Consider the following 13,724-nt stretch of genomic DNA (forward strand, 5'->3'; position numbering starts at 1 on the left):
AGCGCATGAGATGGCTCGGCGCGACCCTCGTGTTCCTCGCGGAGCTGTCGCTGCTCGCGTCGATGGTCTGGTGGCCGCTGGCCGCGCTCGACGGCCCGGCGAGCTGGGCGCTCGCCGTGGTCCTCCCGGTCGCCGTCGCGACGCTGTGGGGCGTGTACCTGTCGCCGCGCGCGAGCCGACCCATCGCGCCGGCGCCGACCGTCGTCGCACGGACGCTCCTGCTGCTCGCCGCACTGCCGCTGTATGCGGACCTGGGCGCGTGGGCGCTGGTGGCGGCGCATGCGCTCGCGGTGGTGGTGGGCACGGCGCTGTCGCTGTGGAGGCCGTTGCCCGCGTGATACCACGGTGATACCGTCGAGGGTATGGCCATGACACTTCGCACCGACTCCGTGCTCGAGGAGGCCCTCGAGCTTCTCGTTCGCGAGGAGGGGCTGTCGCGTCAGGAGATCGTCCGCCGCGCAGTCCTCGAGCGTGCCGAGAAGGTGAGTCGGCGCAATCGCCTGGCGTCCCTGACGGCCGAGGCCCTCGCCGAGTGGGATGAGACCTTGGCGCGCCTCGGCAGCGAGTGATCGCGCGTGACGAACTACATCGAGCTCGACGAGCTTTTGGAGATGGTGCGCGTCGCGGGGCTCGGCCCTGTGCGCGACGCGGGCCTGCTCGAGTCTGCGCTGGCGCGGCCGGCCACGACGCTGATGGGGGTGGACGCCTACCCGTCGCTCGAGCTCAAGGCTGCCGCGCTCCTTCACTCGCTCGTGAAGAACCATGCGTTGGCGGACGGCAACAAGCGCATCGGATGGCTCGCGACCGTGGTGTTCGTCGGTTTCAACGGGTACCGCGTGCGTATGACGCAACGCGACGCATTCGACCTGGTGTGGTCCGTCGCCGACGGCACCCTGGACGACGTCGCGGAGATCGCGGCGCGGTTGCCGCTCAAGGCGCGCGCCTGATCGACACTGCGACAAACGACAGGAAAACTTGCAAGGTAACCTTCTGAGTTCTACCGTGGAAAGGTGACCCCGGAACCCGTCGACCGCCTGCGCGTCGCGATCGCGCGCCTCAACCGCCTGCTCAAGACCGCGAGCCCGGCCGCCGGCGTGTCCCGCGCGCAGGAGTCCGCGATGCGCGTCATCAACCGGCGCGGCCCCCTCACCACCGCCGACCTCGCGACCTACGAGCAGATGCGCCCCCAGTCCATGGGCCAGGTGGTGCGCGACCTCGTCGCGGCGGACCTCGTGTCCAAGACCCCCGACCCCGACGACGGCCGCCGCGAGCTCCTCGCGCTCACCGACGCGGGCCACGCGACCCTCGCCCACGCGAGCGAGCGCCGCGACGCGGCGCTCGAGGCGCTGCTCGACGGGCGGCTGGACGATGCGCAGCGCGCCGCGATCTTCGCCGCCCTGCCCGCGCTCGAGCGGCTGGGGGAGGACAGGTGACCCGCGTCGAGGTCGCGCCCGCGGAGCGTGCGACCGGCGTGGGCTTCTCGTGGCGCTTCGCCGTGCCCGTGCTCATCGGTCCGGCGATGAACCCGCTCAACAACACCATGATCGCCGTCGCGCTCGTGCCGATCGCCCGTGCGACCGGGGTCGACGCCGCGACGGCGCTGTGGCTCGTCGCGGGCCTGTACCTCGCGAGCACCATCGGCCAGCCGACGTGGGGGCGTCTCGGCGACCTGTTCGGGCCGCGCCGGACGTACCTCATCGGGCTCGCGCTCGCGGGGCTCGGCGGCATCGTGCCGACCCTGGCGCCGACCTTCGGCGGCGTGCTCGCGGCGCGCGTGCTCATCGGGCTGGGGACCTCGGCGGCCTACCCCTCGGTCATGACGATGATCTCCGAGCAGCAGACCCGGTTGCGTCGTGAGCCGCCGCACGCGCTCCTCGCGGGCCTGTCGCAGGCGAGCCTCGTGAGCCTCTCGGTCGGGCCCGTGCTCGGCGGCGTGCTCGTGCACTGGTTCGGGTGGCAGTCGATCTTCCTCGTCAACGTGCCCGTCGCGATCGCGGCCGCGACGCTCGCCGTCCTGTTCCTGCCCTCCGACCGCAGCCGTCCCGGCCCGTCGCGCCGCGAGGACGGCGTGCCGCTGCGCCGGGCGCTCGACCTGCCCGGCATGGCGCTGTTCGCTGCCACCGTCACCGCGGCGCTCGTCTTCCTCCTCGACATCGAGCGCGCGCTGTGGGGCGTGCTCGTGCTCGCCCTCGCGCTCGGCGCGGGCCTCGTGTGGTGGGAGCGCCGCGCCGCCCGGCCGTTCATCGACGTGCGGATGCTCGCGGCAAACGGCCCGCTGAGCCGCACCTACCTGCGCTTCTTCCTCAGCTACGTCGCGGTCTACCTCATCACGTACTCGCTGAGCCCCTGGTACCAGGAGGTCCTCGGGCTCGGCTCCGATGCCGCCGGCCTCATGATGCTGCCCGCCGTCGTGGTCGCCTTCGCGGTCAACGCGAGCGTCGCCCGCCACCCCCGTGTGCGCCGGTCGCTCATCATCGCGGCGGTGATCGCCGCCGCGGGCGGCCTGCTGCTCACCCTCGTCGACGTCTCGACGCCGCTGTGGGCGATCCTGCTTGTCGTCGCGCTCTTCGGCGTGCCGCAGGGGCTCGTCTCGGTGTCGAACCAGGCCGTCATCTACACGCAGGCGCCGCCCGACCAGATGGGTGTCGCCGCGGGCCTGTCCCGGACCGCCCTCCAGATGGGCGCGATCGCGGCCTCGGCCGTGCTCGCGCTGACGGTGGGGGAGCGGCCCACCGACGCGGGCCTGCACGCCGTCGGCCTCGCCGTCGCGGTCGTGTCGGTGCTGGTCCTCGCGCTGGTCCTCGCCGATCGCGCGCTCGGGGAGGGCATCGCACGGCGATCGCCGGCGGTGCCGGTCCCGGACGCCGAGGTCTAGGCTCGCCCCATGGAGACGCAGGCGCCCACCGCATCGTTCACCGTCATCCCCAACCGTCGCCCCGCGACGGACGAGGAGCGCTGGCTCGCGATGGAGGACCCCGTCTTCGGCAAGGTGTTCACCGACCACATGGCGCGCGCCACGTGGCGTGAGGGCGAGGGCTGGGCCGACCGCCGCATCGTCCCCCTGGCCCCCATCCCCATGCACCCGGGCGCGGCCGTGCTTCACTACGCCCAGCAGGCCTTCGAGGGTCTCAAGGCGTACCGCTGGGAGGACGGCTCCATCCACCTGTTCCGCCCCGAGGCCAACGCGGCGCGCCTCGCGGCGTCCTGCGCGCGCCTCGCGCTGCCCACCGTGTCCGAGGCGGACTTCCTCGCCGCCGTGACCGGCGTGGTCGAGGCCGACCGGAACTGGGTGCCCTCCACCGCCGGCGCGAGCCTGTACCTGCGCCCGCTCGTCATGGCGACCGAGCCGAGCCTGCTGGTCCAGCCGGCCGCCGAGGTGGACTTCCTCGTGACCGCGTCGCCCGTGGGTGCGTATCTGAGCGACGGCACGCAGGGCGTGTCGATCTGGGTGTCGCGCGGCTACCACCGCGCCAACCCGGGCGGCACCGGCGAGGCCAAGACGGGCGGCAACTACGCGGCCAGCATGCTCCCGCAGAAGGAGGCCAAGGAGCACGGCTGCGGCCAGGTGCTGTTCCTCGACGCGAAGGAGGACACCTACGTCGAGGAGCTCGGCGGCATGAACCTCATCGCCGTGCGCGCCGACGGCTCGATCCTCACCCCGCGCCTGTCCGGCACCATCCTCGCGGGCGTGACCCGCGACTCGATCCTCACGCTCCTGCGCGACGAGGGCCGCGCCGTCGAGGAGCGCGACGTCGCGCTCGCGGAGATCATCGCGGGACTCGAGATCGGCGAGATCGTCGAGCTGTTCGCGTGCGGCACCGCCGCCGTGGTCACCCCGATCGCCCGCCTGGTCTCCGACGACTTCGACATCGCGGTGCCCGAGCGGGACGGGGACGATGCGTCGGTCGCCCGGTCCGTCCTCGAGCGCCTCACCGCGATCCAGTACGGCCGCGCGGAGGACCCGCACGGCTGGACCACCGAGGTGGTGCCCGCGCCCGAGGGCTGAGGCCTACTCGGGCAGCACGTCCCTCGGGTCGAGCTGCCCCTGGTCGACCAGCAGCAGCTGGAAGTCGTGGAACGTCTCCGCGAACAGCAGGCCTCCCGCGTCCGTGCGCACGACGTACAGCGCGTTCGACTCGAGGGGGTCGGCCGCGGCCGCGATCGCGGTCTCGGCCGGGTTGCCGATGGGGGTCGGCGGCAGGCCCTCGTACATGAACGTGTTGTAGGGGCTGTCGACCGCGAAGCCGTCGTCGGACACGGTGCGCTCGTCGGCGTGCGTGACGTAGACCAGCGGCGACTCGAGGTCGAGCGTCATCCCTGCGGCGAGCCGGTTCTCGATGAGGCCGGTGAGCATCCGCCAGTCGCCGACCGCGGCGTCGGGCGCCTCATTCTCGACGATCGACGCGATCGTGAGGATGTGCTGCCATCGGGCGCGCTGCTCCACGGCGTCGGACATGCGCTGGACCTGCCCGCCCACCATGGCGCTCGCGGCCCCCTCGAGCGAGGTGCCCGCGTAGCTGCCCGGCGCGAGCCAGCCCTCGACCTGGCCGTCGGCCTCGGGCGGCAGCGAGGCGACCAGCGCCGCGGTCGCCTCCTCGGGCGTGACGTCGAAGGCGCCTGCGAGCGCCTCGGCGACCCGTTCGGCTCGCTCGCCCGCGGTGACGCCGAGCGCGCGCACGGGGGCGTCCGGGGTCGGGGCAGCTGACGTGCTGGGTGCCGGTGAGTCCACGGCGGGTGCGACAGCGCCGTGGTCGCCGGCCCGGAGCAGGCCGTAGGTGCCCGCGCCCAGCACGGCGAGTCCCGCCACGGAGCCGACCCCCGCGCGCGCGGCGCGCTGACGACGCACCCGGCGCGTCACGGGGGACAGGTCGCCGGCGAGCGCCGTGGTCTCGAACTCGCGGGCGCCGGAGCGCTCGAGGTCGCGAAGGATGTCGTGCGCGGTGGTCATCGTGCGCCTCCCTGGGGGTGAACCGGTGCGGTCTCGATCTCGGTGAAGTCGACGCCGGGGGCCGCCTCGCGGAGGCGCGCGACGCCGTCGGACAGGTAGCGCTTGACGGTGCCCTCGGCCAGCCCGAGCGTGGACGCCACGCCCGCGACGGTCATGTCCTCGAGGTAGCGCAGCACCACGCAGGCCCGCTCGCGCGGCGCGAGGGTGAGCAGGGCGGCCCGGAGGTCCAGCGCATCGTCCACCGCGCCCGACGGGTCGGGGACGCGGGCCAGGTCAGGCCGGTCCCGGACATCCACACCCGCCGCGAGCGGTCGCGCCTTCGCGCGCCGGCCCGAGTCGACGAACGCCGTCGTGATCGCGCGCTTGACGTAGGCGTGCGCCGAGTCGAGCGAGCCGAGAGCCCGCCCCGACCGGAACGTCCGCACGAGCGCGTCCTGCAGCAGGTCCTCCGCGTGGTCGCGGTCGCCCGCGAGGACGTACGCGTACCCGAACAGCGCCGGCCCGCGCTCGCGGACCAGCCTGTCGAGCATCGTCGCCCAGGCGCTCATCGGGTTCCTCCACCTGTCATGCCGGGTAGTACGCACGCGGTGTGTCCAGGGTTGGGGACGATGCGTGGGGAGCGTCGGAGGGCGCGCCTACAGTGGTCGCATGCCCGGCCCGATCCCCGACTACACGCTCACCCGGAAGCGGATGAAGAACGTGCGGATGACGGTCGCGCACGGGTCGGGGGAGGTGCGCGTGAGCGCGCCGCTGAGGATGCCGCAGCGGGACATCGACGCGTGGGTGCGCTCGAAGGCGTCGTGGATCGCGGCGCGCCAGGCGGAGGCCGTCGTGCTGCCGGCGCCTCTCGCGCCCGGGCCGGAGGCCGACGCGCTTCGCCGCGCGCTGCGTCCCATCCTGACCGCGCTGCTCGACGAGTGGGTACCGCGCATGGGCGTGCCGCATCCGACCTGGCAGATGCGCATCATGCGGACCCGATGGGGCAGCTGCAACAAGGTCAAGCGGTCCGTGACCTTCTCGGTGGAGCTGGGCCGCAAGGACTACCACCTGGTCGAGTACGTGGTGGTGCACGAGCTCGCCCACCTCATCGAGCCCAACCACGGCGCCGGCTTCTACGCCGTGATGGACCGCTACCTGCCGGGCTGGCAGGAGCACCGCGCGGAGCTCAACGGCCGCCAGGTCGACTGACGCCTCAGCCGGCGCCGAGCTCCACCGGCACCTCGAGGATCAGCACCCGCGTGGGGTCGTCGACGAACGCCATGGTCGCCTGTACCGTCGCGGAACCCTCGCCGGAGGCGAGAGCACGGGTGAGTGCGGGAAGGTTGAGACCTTGCGCGACGGTGTCAACGTTCGATCGCACCGTCGACGACGTCCCGATCATGAGGTCGGGGAACAGCGTCGTGTTCCACGAGAAGCCGCCGCCCAGCCACGCGCTGCGCGACCGGTCGTCGCGCCACGCGCTCGATAGCGTGGCGACCGCGTCCTCGGTCGCCACGAGCGGCCAGCGCGCGGTGCCTATCGATTCGGGCTCCGCCTCCAGCACCGCGCGCAGGCCCTCCACGCGGACGGTCGAGGACCCCGCGGTCTCAAGGCCCCACGACACCGCGGCAATGTCCGCGCCCGTGGTGAGCGCGCCATCGGTCGCCGCCAGGACGGGCCCGTCGACCCATCCCGCGTCACAGCCGAGCTCGATCCCCTCGTTCGGCACGTCCGCCTCGCCGTCCTGCCATCCCTCGGCGGACTCGGGGACGTCGCAGAGCAGTGCCGCCTGCTTGTCCTCGGGGGCCTCGTCGCCGATCGCGCGCGGCATCCAGGTCGCCGCGAGCTCATCTGCGCTCACGGTCCGCCCGAGCTCGACCGGGGCCGAGGCCTCGAGGATGAGACCGGAGCCGTCCGCGGTGTGGATCAGCCCGACCTGGACGGTGAGCGTCGCCCCCGCGGCGCCGGTCACGATGTCCCACAGCGGGTCCGCGTCCGCGCCGGTGCCGGTGCCGGGACGGGTCGCGGTGAAGGTGGCGCTCTGGCCGAAGCCTTCGCCGGCCCCGAGGCTGATCGCCGAGATCATGGGGGAGTTGTGCGCGATCCGCGTCGCGTCGGTGGCCCACAGCGACGTGCCGGCAAAGGTGCCCAGGTCCAGGGTGGACATGCGTCCCGGGGCGGCGTCCGGGTCAGCGAGCAGCGCGACGGTGGTGTCCGCGAGCTCGAGCGTGAGCGGCGTGGCGGTCTTGTTGGTGATCCGCCAGTCGACCTGGACCACCGCGCTGTCCTTGCCCTCCGTCGCCCAGACCCGTGTCTGTGCCGGGTCGATCGCGATGACGGAGCCATCGCCGACCCACAGCGCGTCGCACGGCGCCAGCATCTCGTTCTCCTGGGTGTCGGGACACAGGAGCGCCTCCTGCCCGGGCTCCCCGACCTCCTGCCCACGTGTCCGCGGCCGCGCATTGGCGAGCAGGATGTCGCCGTACGCCGCCGCGCCCGCCTCCGACCGGGCCTGCGAGGGTTCGGTCGTGCGCGTCACGGTCGTCGCGGACGCCGGCGCGTCGCCGTCCGCCGCGCCGGGATCCGCCGTCCGGCCCGCCCCGCCGAGCACGGAAGCGACCAGCGCGATCGCCGCGACGCCCGCGACGGCGCCACCGCCGAGCGTGAGCATCCGCCGGCGGCGCAGCCGCGTCCCGACGCGCGCGACGAGCGCCTCGGCCTCCGCCTCGGCGCGTTCCCGCCCCGCCTCCGCCTCGCGCGCGAGCGCCCGCTCGAGCGCGGCGCTCACCGGGCACCGCCGATCGCGATGGTCGTGCTCTCGAACAGGCCGCCCTCGAGCACGTCGTCGAGCCGCAGGCCCAGGCCGGGTCGTGCGGCGCTCAGCTGCTCCACCGCGCGCGTGAGGGCCTCCCGCACCGCGCCCGCGCGCAGGCTCGTCTCGATCGCGATGGCGTCCACCGCGAGCCCGTCGCGGTAGCGCATGACGAGGACCGCGCGCTCGCGCGGCGCGAGTGTCGCCAGCGCCGCGAGCGTGGCCGCCTCGTCCGGGTCGTCGGTGGCAGGCGTCTCGACGGGTCCGCGATCCATCCGCACCGCCGCCCGGCGCAGGGCCGCGCGCACGGCGACCGCCGCATCGTCCGGCGTCTCGGGCAGCGGCCCGCGACCGACCACGCGGGCAAGGGCCGCCTCCACCAGGTCGACCGCTCCCGACGAGGACCCGGTCAGCACGCGCCCGTACGCGAGCAGGTCCGACGCGTGCGCGCGCATCGTCGCCTCGAGCATCCGCTGCCGTGCCCCCACCGCGTCCCCCTTCGCCTGCATGGATCCTGCCAGGCGGAACGGGCCGCGCGAGCGCGCACGGCACGGCGTGTCACGGCGACGCGCCGGGTGAGGCGCCGGGCCCCGAGGGCAGCACGAGCGGCGTCTCGAGGATGAGCACGCGGCTGCGGTCGGCGAGGAAGGGCACCGCGGTCACCACGGTCGCCGCGCCGCGTGATGCGAGCGCCGCGGCGACGGCGTCGACGTCCACGATCTGCCCCGAGCTGAGCAGCCCGGGATAGAGCGCGTCCTGACCGGCGAGGCGCGTGCCGCCGGCCACGGACATGTCGAACGTGACGTTGCTCAGCCACGCGAGGCGCCGCCCGTCGCGCAGCCACGCGCTGCTGGGGGTGACGACGACCGAGCCGAGCAGCGACAGCGTGTCGCCGGTCCGCCGGACACCCGCGGGCCTCGGCTCGAGCATGAGCGCGGTCCGCGCGACCAGCAGCGTGCGGCCGGTCGCGTTGCGCGCGCTCCACTCGACCGACGGCTCGGGCGTGCCCGGGATCACCCGGAGCGTGCCATCGTCGACCACCACCGGGCCCGCGACCCACCCGGGCTCGCACGCCACCTGCTCGGCGCGCAGGGGCACGTGGTAGTTCTCGTACGCCGAGGAGCGCATGCCCCGCGGCACGTCGCACAGCAGCGCCGCCTGGGCGTCCGTGGGCGCCGCCTCGCCGCGGGTGCGCGGCGACCACGAGGGCACGAGGGTGTCGGCGGAGACCCCCAGCGGCGGGATCGACAGCGACATGGAGGTCTCGAGCATCAACGCGTAGCCCGGGCTCGACCCGGCGGGCGCGACCCCGATCTCCAGGGTGAGGGTCGCCCGCGCCGCCGCGGTGACCGTGTCCCACACGGCGTCCGGCGGCGCGCCCGCGACGGGCTGGTCGGCGTCGAAGACCGCGGTGCCGCTCACCGTGTCGCCCGCGGCCACGACGGTGCGCGACAGCGCGTCCACGTGGCGGGCGAGGCGCGAGTCGTCCGCCACCCACAGCGACCCGCCGCGGTAGGTGCCATGCGCGACGATGCGCTCCGTGCCCGCATTCCGGGTGGGGTGGGTGAGAAGCGCCGCGACCGCGTCGTCGGCCTCGAGCGCGAGCGCGGTGGTGCCCACGTTGGTCGCGGTCCAATCGATAGCGACGCGCGCGTGGCCGCCCGCGCGGTAGGCCGTCACGGTCGACCGTCCCGGATCGATCCGCAGCAGCGCGCGGTCGCCCACCCACACCGCGGGGCACGGCGCGAGGGCGTCGGTCCGCGCGGGCCCGGTGCACACGATCGCGGGCTGCGCGATGAAACCCGGGTACTGGTCGCGCTCGCGCGGCACGCCCGTGCCCACGAGGTCCTGCGAGTGCAGCACCGTCGGGTGGGCCGTGCGCGCCACGGGCGCCGCGTGCGTGGAGGACGCGGCCACGCGTGCCGGGTCCCCCGCGTCCGCGTGCACGATGGTCGCGGCCGCCAGCCCGGCGAGCGCGAGCCCCGCGAGGGCATAGGCCCCGGCGCCGAGCCGGCGCCGCCGTCGCACCCGCACGACCGCGCGCTCCCGGATGCCGTCGACCTCGCCCGCCGAGGCGTGAGCGGCCTCCTCCTCGAACGCGTCCCGCAGCTCCGCGCTCACGGCCCGACCTCGACATCGCTGGTCTCGAGCAGTCCGCCCGCGAGCGCGTCCTCGACGCTCAGCCCCGCCTCGGGCCGCGCCGCGACGATCCGCTCGACCGCGCTCTCGAGCCCCTCGCGCACCGCGCGCTCGTGGAGCCCGGCCGCGGCCGCGATCGCCGGAACGGCCAGCCCATCGCGATAACGCATCACCAGCAGCGCGCGCTCGCGGGCCGTGAGGGTGCGCAGGGCCTCGCCGGTGGACGATGCGTCGGCGGGCTCCGCGTCCCACCCCGCCTGGGTGCGGCGCACCGCCGCCCGCTGGACCCTGCGCCGCACCGCCGCCAGCGCATCGTCCGGGGTCTCGGGCGCACGCCCGCTGCCGAAGGTGGCCACGAGGGCGTCCTCGACCATCGCGGCGGCGGCCCGCTCGTCGCCCGTCAGCACGGTCGCGTAGGCGAGCAGGGCGGCGCCGTGTGCGCGCGTCGTCGCGTCGAGCGTCCTTGCCCAGCGGTTCACGGCCGTACCCTTCGCCGCTTCGATGGTCCCACCGAAGCGGCGAAGGGTCATGCGGAGGGCGTCAACCCTCCCAAGGCACCTCGAGGAGGAGCTCGCGGTCGCCGTTGGCGTCGTCGTCGCGCGCGACCCGGATGAGGACCGAGTAGGTGGCGCCGTCCGGCGGGGCGTCATAGCCCTCGAAGGTGTGCGTGCCCTCGAGGGTGCCGCCGGGCATCAGCTGTCCGTCCGCGGCCGTGAGGTTGGTGAGGAACCCATGGCGCGTCGTGTGGCTCTGCCAGAGGGTGTCGCCGGAGACGCCGCCCGCGGTGTCCGCCTGGAACCATGTGCTCTCGCCCGCGGGGGTGCTCGGGTCCGTCTCCATGAGGAGCGCGGTCGACGCGCGGTCGAGCGACAGCGCCGCAGCGGTGGCGTTCTCGAGGGTCCACGAGACCTCGAGCGTGCGGCTCGTGCCATTCACGGCGAAGTCGAGGGAGCTCAGGCGGAGCTCCTTGCCGCCGGGGATCCACACCGCGTCGCACGTGGGCGAGGTCCCGAGCGTGTCGGCGTCGAGCGGCTCCTGGGTGCGCGGGTTCTGGTCGCCGCCGACGCGGCAGTCGAGCGCCGCCTGCGCGTCGTCGCGCGTCTCGCCCGGGGTGCGCGGCTCGAGCCCGTCGAACACCCACGACGACGGGGTGACGGTGCCGCTCGCGGCGAGGGTCTCGCTCGCCTCGAGGAACAGCTCGCGCGTGCCCGGCGTGCCGTCGGGCGCGATGCGCAACTGGACCGTCACGGTGGCGTCGAGCTCGCCGGCGGAGAACCGCTGCGCGATGTCGTTCGCGTCCGAGCCCCGCAGGACCTGTGCCGTGTACGTGGTCGCGCCCTCGTAGTGGGCGCCCGGCTCGAGCCGGATCGGGCCGCTGTCGCCGCCCATCTCGGCCGAGCGCGTGGTGTCGCTCTGCCACAGCGACGTCCCGACGTACTGCCCGTCCGCGGTGGACGGGAGCGTGACCACCGCGTCCGGTGCGGTCAGCAGCGCGACCGTCGAGCCGACGGGGTCGATCATCAGCGGATCCGACGACGTGTTGGTGACCAGGTACTCGACCCGGATCGACCCTCCGCCGCCCACCACGACCGTCGTGGACTCGAGCTCGATGAGGTGGCTCGTCCCGATCCACATGGCCGGGCAGTTGTCGAAGACCGTGGTGCTGACCTTGTAGTTGTCCTCGACCCACGGGTTCTTGCCGTCGGCGAGGTAGCAGACGGTCGCCGCCTGCGCGGTGCTGGTCTCGCCGCGGACGCGCGTCGACATGCCGTGCAGGAGGTCGTCGGCCCGCAGCGCGGGCGTCGCATCCTGTGTCGGGAGGGCCGGCGCCACGTGGTGGCGGCCGCCGTCCCACTGCAGCGCGGCCGCCGTCACGCCCGCGAGCACGAGCGCCGTGACGCCCACCGTGCCGACGGCGCGCATCGTGCGGGCGCGGCGCACCCGGCGCCGTGCCGGGGCGACCACCGCATCGTCCACCGGGCGGGTGTCGTACAGTGCGCCGCCGGACTCCGCCTGGCGGGCGAGGGACTCCATCAGCTCGTTGCTCATCGCGTGCCTCCCTTCGTGAGGATCACCACGTGCTCGTCTCCGCCCTCCAGGGCGTCGGTCGGGTCCAGCCCGAAGTCGCCGTGCGTGCGGCGCAGGGTCTCGACGGCGCTCGCGAGGTAGCCGCGGACCGTGCCGGGGGAGATGCCCAGCTCGGCGGCGATCGCGGGAGATGCGAGGCCGTCGAAGTAGCGCATGACGAGGCACGTGCGCTCGCGCGGCGGCAGCGACAGCACCGCCTCGAGCAGGGCGTCGCGGGTGGCGCTCGCCTGCGTGGGGTCGGCGATCACCCGGTCCGCCTCACGAGAGTCGCGACGGGGCCGGACGTTCGCGCGCCTATGCGTGTCGATGAACGTCGTCTGGATCGCGCGCTTCACGTACGCGTGGGCGGCCGTGACGTCCTCGGGGCCCTTGCCACGCTTGAACGCGCGCACCAGGGCGTCCTGGAGCAGGTCGTCGGCGTCGGCCGCGTTGCCCGTGAGCACGAACGCGTACCCGTAGAGGGCCCTGCCGCGCTCCCGCATCAGCGCGTCGAGCGTGTCCGACCACCTGCTCACGGTTCCTCCCCCCTGTTCGGACTGCATCCTGTCAGTGGTGAAGACGCACGGCGTGCAGGAAGCGCAGGGTCGGGTCCTTGCCGCCGCACCCGCGATAGCGTCGGCTCATGATGCGCATCGGCGAGCTCGACCGCCCCGGCGGCCGCGCGGTGCGGTGGTACACCGACGGGCCCGAGGACGCGTCGCTGGTGCTGTTCTGGCATCACGGCACCCCCAACATCGGTGAGCCGCCCGGCCCGCTCATGGGGCCCGCGACCGACCGTGGCATCCGGTGGGTGTCGCTCGACCGGCCCGGCTACGGCGGCTCGACCCGCCGCGAGGGACGATGCGTGGCGGACGTCGCCGAGGACGTCGCCGCCGTCGCGGACACGTTGGGCATCGAGCGCTTCGCCGTCGTCGGGCACTCGGGAGGCGGCCCGCACGCGCTCGCCTGTGCCGCGCTCCAACCTCAACGAGTGCGCGCGTGCGCGAGCATCGCCGGCCTGGCGCCCATGGGGGCCGAGGGGCTCGACTGGTACGGGGGGATGGCCGCGGGAGGGCGCGGGGAGCTCGAGGCGGCAGCTTCCGGACCGGTCGCGCTACGCGCGCAGCTCGCCCGGGAGTGGGACCCGGAGATCTTCATCCCTGAGGACCACGCGACGCTGGCGGGGGAGTGGAGCTGGTTCGACCAGATCGTGAGCGCCGCGCTCGAGCACGGCCCCGACGGCATGGTGGACGACGACCTCGCCTACGTCTCCCCGTGGGGATTCGATCCGGCCGATGCCGCGCGCGTGCCGGTGCTGCTCGCGCACGGGGGGCGGGACAGGGTGGTGCCGTGCACGCATGGCGAGTGGCTCGCGCGGGCCATCCCGGGCGCGCAGTGGCGGCTGTTCCCCGACGACGGCCACATCTCGGTGCTCCTGCGTGCGGAGACGGTCCTCGACTGGCTCGTCGAGACCTGTGTGAACGGGCGCTGAGGGGTCGCGGAGCCGGAGTCTGCCGGATGTGCGGCCCGTTACCTGGGGTAACCAAGTCATCGCCGATCCGGTTGGACAACGCCGAAACAAGTGTGTAACTTATTCCAGGTCGCCGCGGCGGGGCCCGAGAGGGAAACGCCAGGTGACAGGCTCGAGAAGCCACCTGAAGTGCGGTCAACAAACCGGACGAAAGGGTGTAAGATCGAGAGCCGCCCGAGAGGACGCGCTTGACCAGATGCCGACAAGGCGATTTGGTGAGAATGCGAAGATCGGGTAGGCTGGACAAG

16 protein-coding genes are annotated in these 13,724 nt (G+C 74.0%); 8 read left to right on the plus strand and 8 right to left on the minus strand.

Annotation, left to right across the window (positions count from 1 at the left end):
• Window positions 1–5 precede the first annotated feature (5 nt).
• From AOM04_RS06520 to AOM04_RS06545, 6 genes are all read left to right on the plus strand, one after another.
• Window positions 6–338, plus strand: a complete 333-nt coding sequence (locus AOM04_RS06520; protein WP_062463927.1) for a DUF2568 domain-containing protein — start codon at window positions 6–8, stop codon at window positions 336–338.
• A gap of 30 nt (window positions 339–368) precedes the next feature.
• Window positions 369–569 carry a ribbon-helix-helix protein, CopG family gene (locus tag AOM04_RS06525; RefSeq protein ID WP_228373641.1) on the plus strand — a complete coding sequence of 67 codons (201 nt, stop codon included), beginning with the start codon at window positions 369–371 and terminating at the stop codon, window positions 567–569.
• A 6-nt stretch (window positions 570–575) separates the two neighbouring features.
• Window positions 576–947 (plus strand): type II toxin-antitoxin system death-on-curing family toxin, encoded by a 372-nt coding sequence (locus tag AOM04_RS06530; RefSeq protein ID WP_062463930.1) that lies wholly within the window; start codon window positions 576–578, stop codon window positions 945–947.
• A gap of 63 nt (window positions 948–1,010) precedes the next feature.
• Window positions 1,011–1,433 carry a MarR family winged helix-turn-helix transcriptional regulator gene (locus AOM04_RS06535; RefSeq protein WP_062463933.1) on the plus strand — a complete coding sequence of 141 codons (423 nt, stop codon included), beginning with the start codon at window positions 1,011–1,013 and terminating at the stop codon, window positions 1,431–1,433.
• Window positions 1,430–2,875: an MFS transporter gene (locus AOM04_RS06540; protein WP_062463935.1), complete on the plus strand. Its 1,446-nt coding sequence runs from the start codon at window positions 1,430–1,432 to the stop codon at window positions 2,873–2,875. Before AOM04_RS06535 ends, AOM04_RS06540 begins: the two co-directional genes overlap by 4 nt.
• Window positions 2,876–2,884: 9 nt before the next feature.
• A complete protein-coding gene (locus AOM04_RS06545) occupies window positions 2,885–4,006 on the plus strand; it encodes a branched-chain amino acid aminotransferase (RefSeq protein WP_062463937.1) in 1,122 nt (373 codons plus the stop codon).
• Window positions 4,007–4,009: 3 nt separating this feature from the next.
• Here the strand turns inward: AOM04_RS06545 and AOM04_RS06550 are convergent, their stop codons facing one another.
• Together AOM04_RS06550 and AOM04_RS06555 are read right to left on the minus strand one after the other, a co-directional pair.
• The gene (locus AOM04_RS06550) at window positions 4,010–4,948 is read right to left on the minus strand and encodes an endolytic transglycosylase MltG (protein ID WP_062463940.1); all 939 of its coding nucleotides are present in this window, start codon (window positions 4,946–4,948) and stop codon (window positions 4,010–4,012) included.
• A complete protein-coding gene (locus AOM04_RS06555) occupies window positions 4,945–5,496 on the minus strand; it encodes a sigma-70 family RNA polymerase sigma factor (protein ID WP_062463942.1) in 552 nt (183 codons plus the stop codon). Before AOM04_RS06555 ends, AOM04_RS06550 begins: the two co-directional genes overlap by 4 nt.
• A 100-nt stretch (window positions 5,497–5,596) precedes the next feature.
• On the opposite strand from AOM04_RS06555, the gene AOM04_RS06560 reads away from it, so the two are divergent.
• Window positions 5,597–6,136, plus strand: a complete 540-nt coding sequence (locus AOM04_RS06560; protein ID WP_062463944.1) for a M48 family metallopeptidase — start codon at window positions 5,597–5,599, stop codon at window positions 6,134–6,136.
• 4 nt (window positions 6,137–6,140) lie between these two features.
• On the opposite strand, the gene AOM04_RS06565 is transcribed toward AOM04_RS06560, so the two are convergent.
• From AOM04_RS06565 to AOM04_RS06590, 6 genes are all read right to left on the minus strand, one after another.
• Window positions 6,141–7,715, minus strand: a complete 1,575-nt coding sequence (locus AOM04_RS06565; protein WP_062463945.1) for a hypothetical protein — start codon at window positions 7,713–7,715, stop codon at window positions 6,141–6,143.
• On the minus strand, window positions 7,712–8,227 hold the full coding sequence (locus AOM04_RS06570) for a sigma factor-like helix-turn-helix DNA-binding protein (protein WP_169816419.1): 516 nt from the start codon (window positions 8,225–8,227) through the stop codon (window positions 7,712–7,714). Before AOM04_RS06570 ends, AOM04_RS06565 begins: the two co-directional genes overlap by 4 nt.
• A gap of 70 nt (window positions 8,228–8,297) precedes the next feature.
• Window positions 8,298–9,860 (minus strand): hypothetical protein, encoded by a 1,563-nt coding sequence (locus tag AOM04_RS06575; RefSeq protein ID WP_062463949.1) that lies wholly within the window; start codon window positions 9,858–9,860, stop codon window positions 8,298–8,300.
• Complete coding sequence (locus AOM04_RS06580; protein WP_062463951.1) at window positions 9,857–10,357, minus strand: SigE family RNA polymerase sigma factor; 501 nt, start codon at window positions 10,355–10,357, stop codon at window positions 9,857–9,859. The genes AOM04_RS06575 and AOM04_RS06580 overlap by 4 nt, the downstream gene beginning before the upstream one ends.
• Before the next feature lie 61 nt (window positions 10,358–10,418).
• The gene (locus tag AOM04_RS06585) at window positions 10,419–11,927 is read right to left on the minus strand and encodes a hypothetical protein (RefSeq protein WP_062463952.1); all 1,509 of its coding nucleotides are present in this window, start codon (window positions 11,925–11,927) and stop codon (window positions 10,419–10,421) included.
• Complete coding sequence (locus AOM04_RS06590; protein ID WP_062463953.1) at window positions 11,924–12,481, minus strand: RNA polymerase sigma factor; 558 nt, start codon at window positions 12,479–12,481, stop codon at window positions 11,924–11,926. Before AOM04_RS06590 ends, AOM04_RS06585 begins: the two co-directional genes overlap by 4 nt.
• Before the next feature lie 107 nt (window positions 12,482–12,588).
• On the opposite strand from AOM04_RS06590, the gene AOM04_RS06595 reads away from it, so the two are divergent.
• Entirely contained in the window at window positions 12,589–13,437 is an 849-nt protein-coding gene (locus AOM04_RS06595) for an alpha/beta fold hydrolase (protein ID WP_062463954.1), read from the plus strand.
• The last annotated feature ends 287 nt before the right edge of the window (window positions 13,438–13,724 follow it).

The organism is Demequina soli, assembly GCF_000971195.1.
GTDB classification, from domain to species: Bacteria; Actinomycetota; Actinomycetes; order Actinomycetales; family Demequinaceae; genus Demequina; species Demequina soli.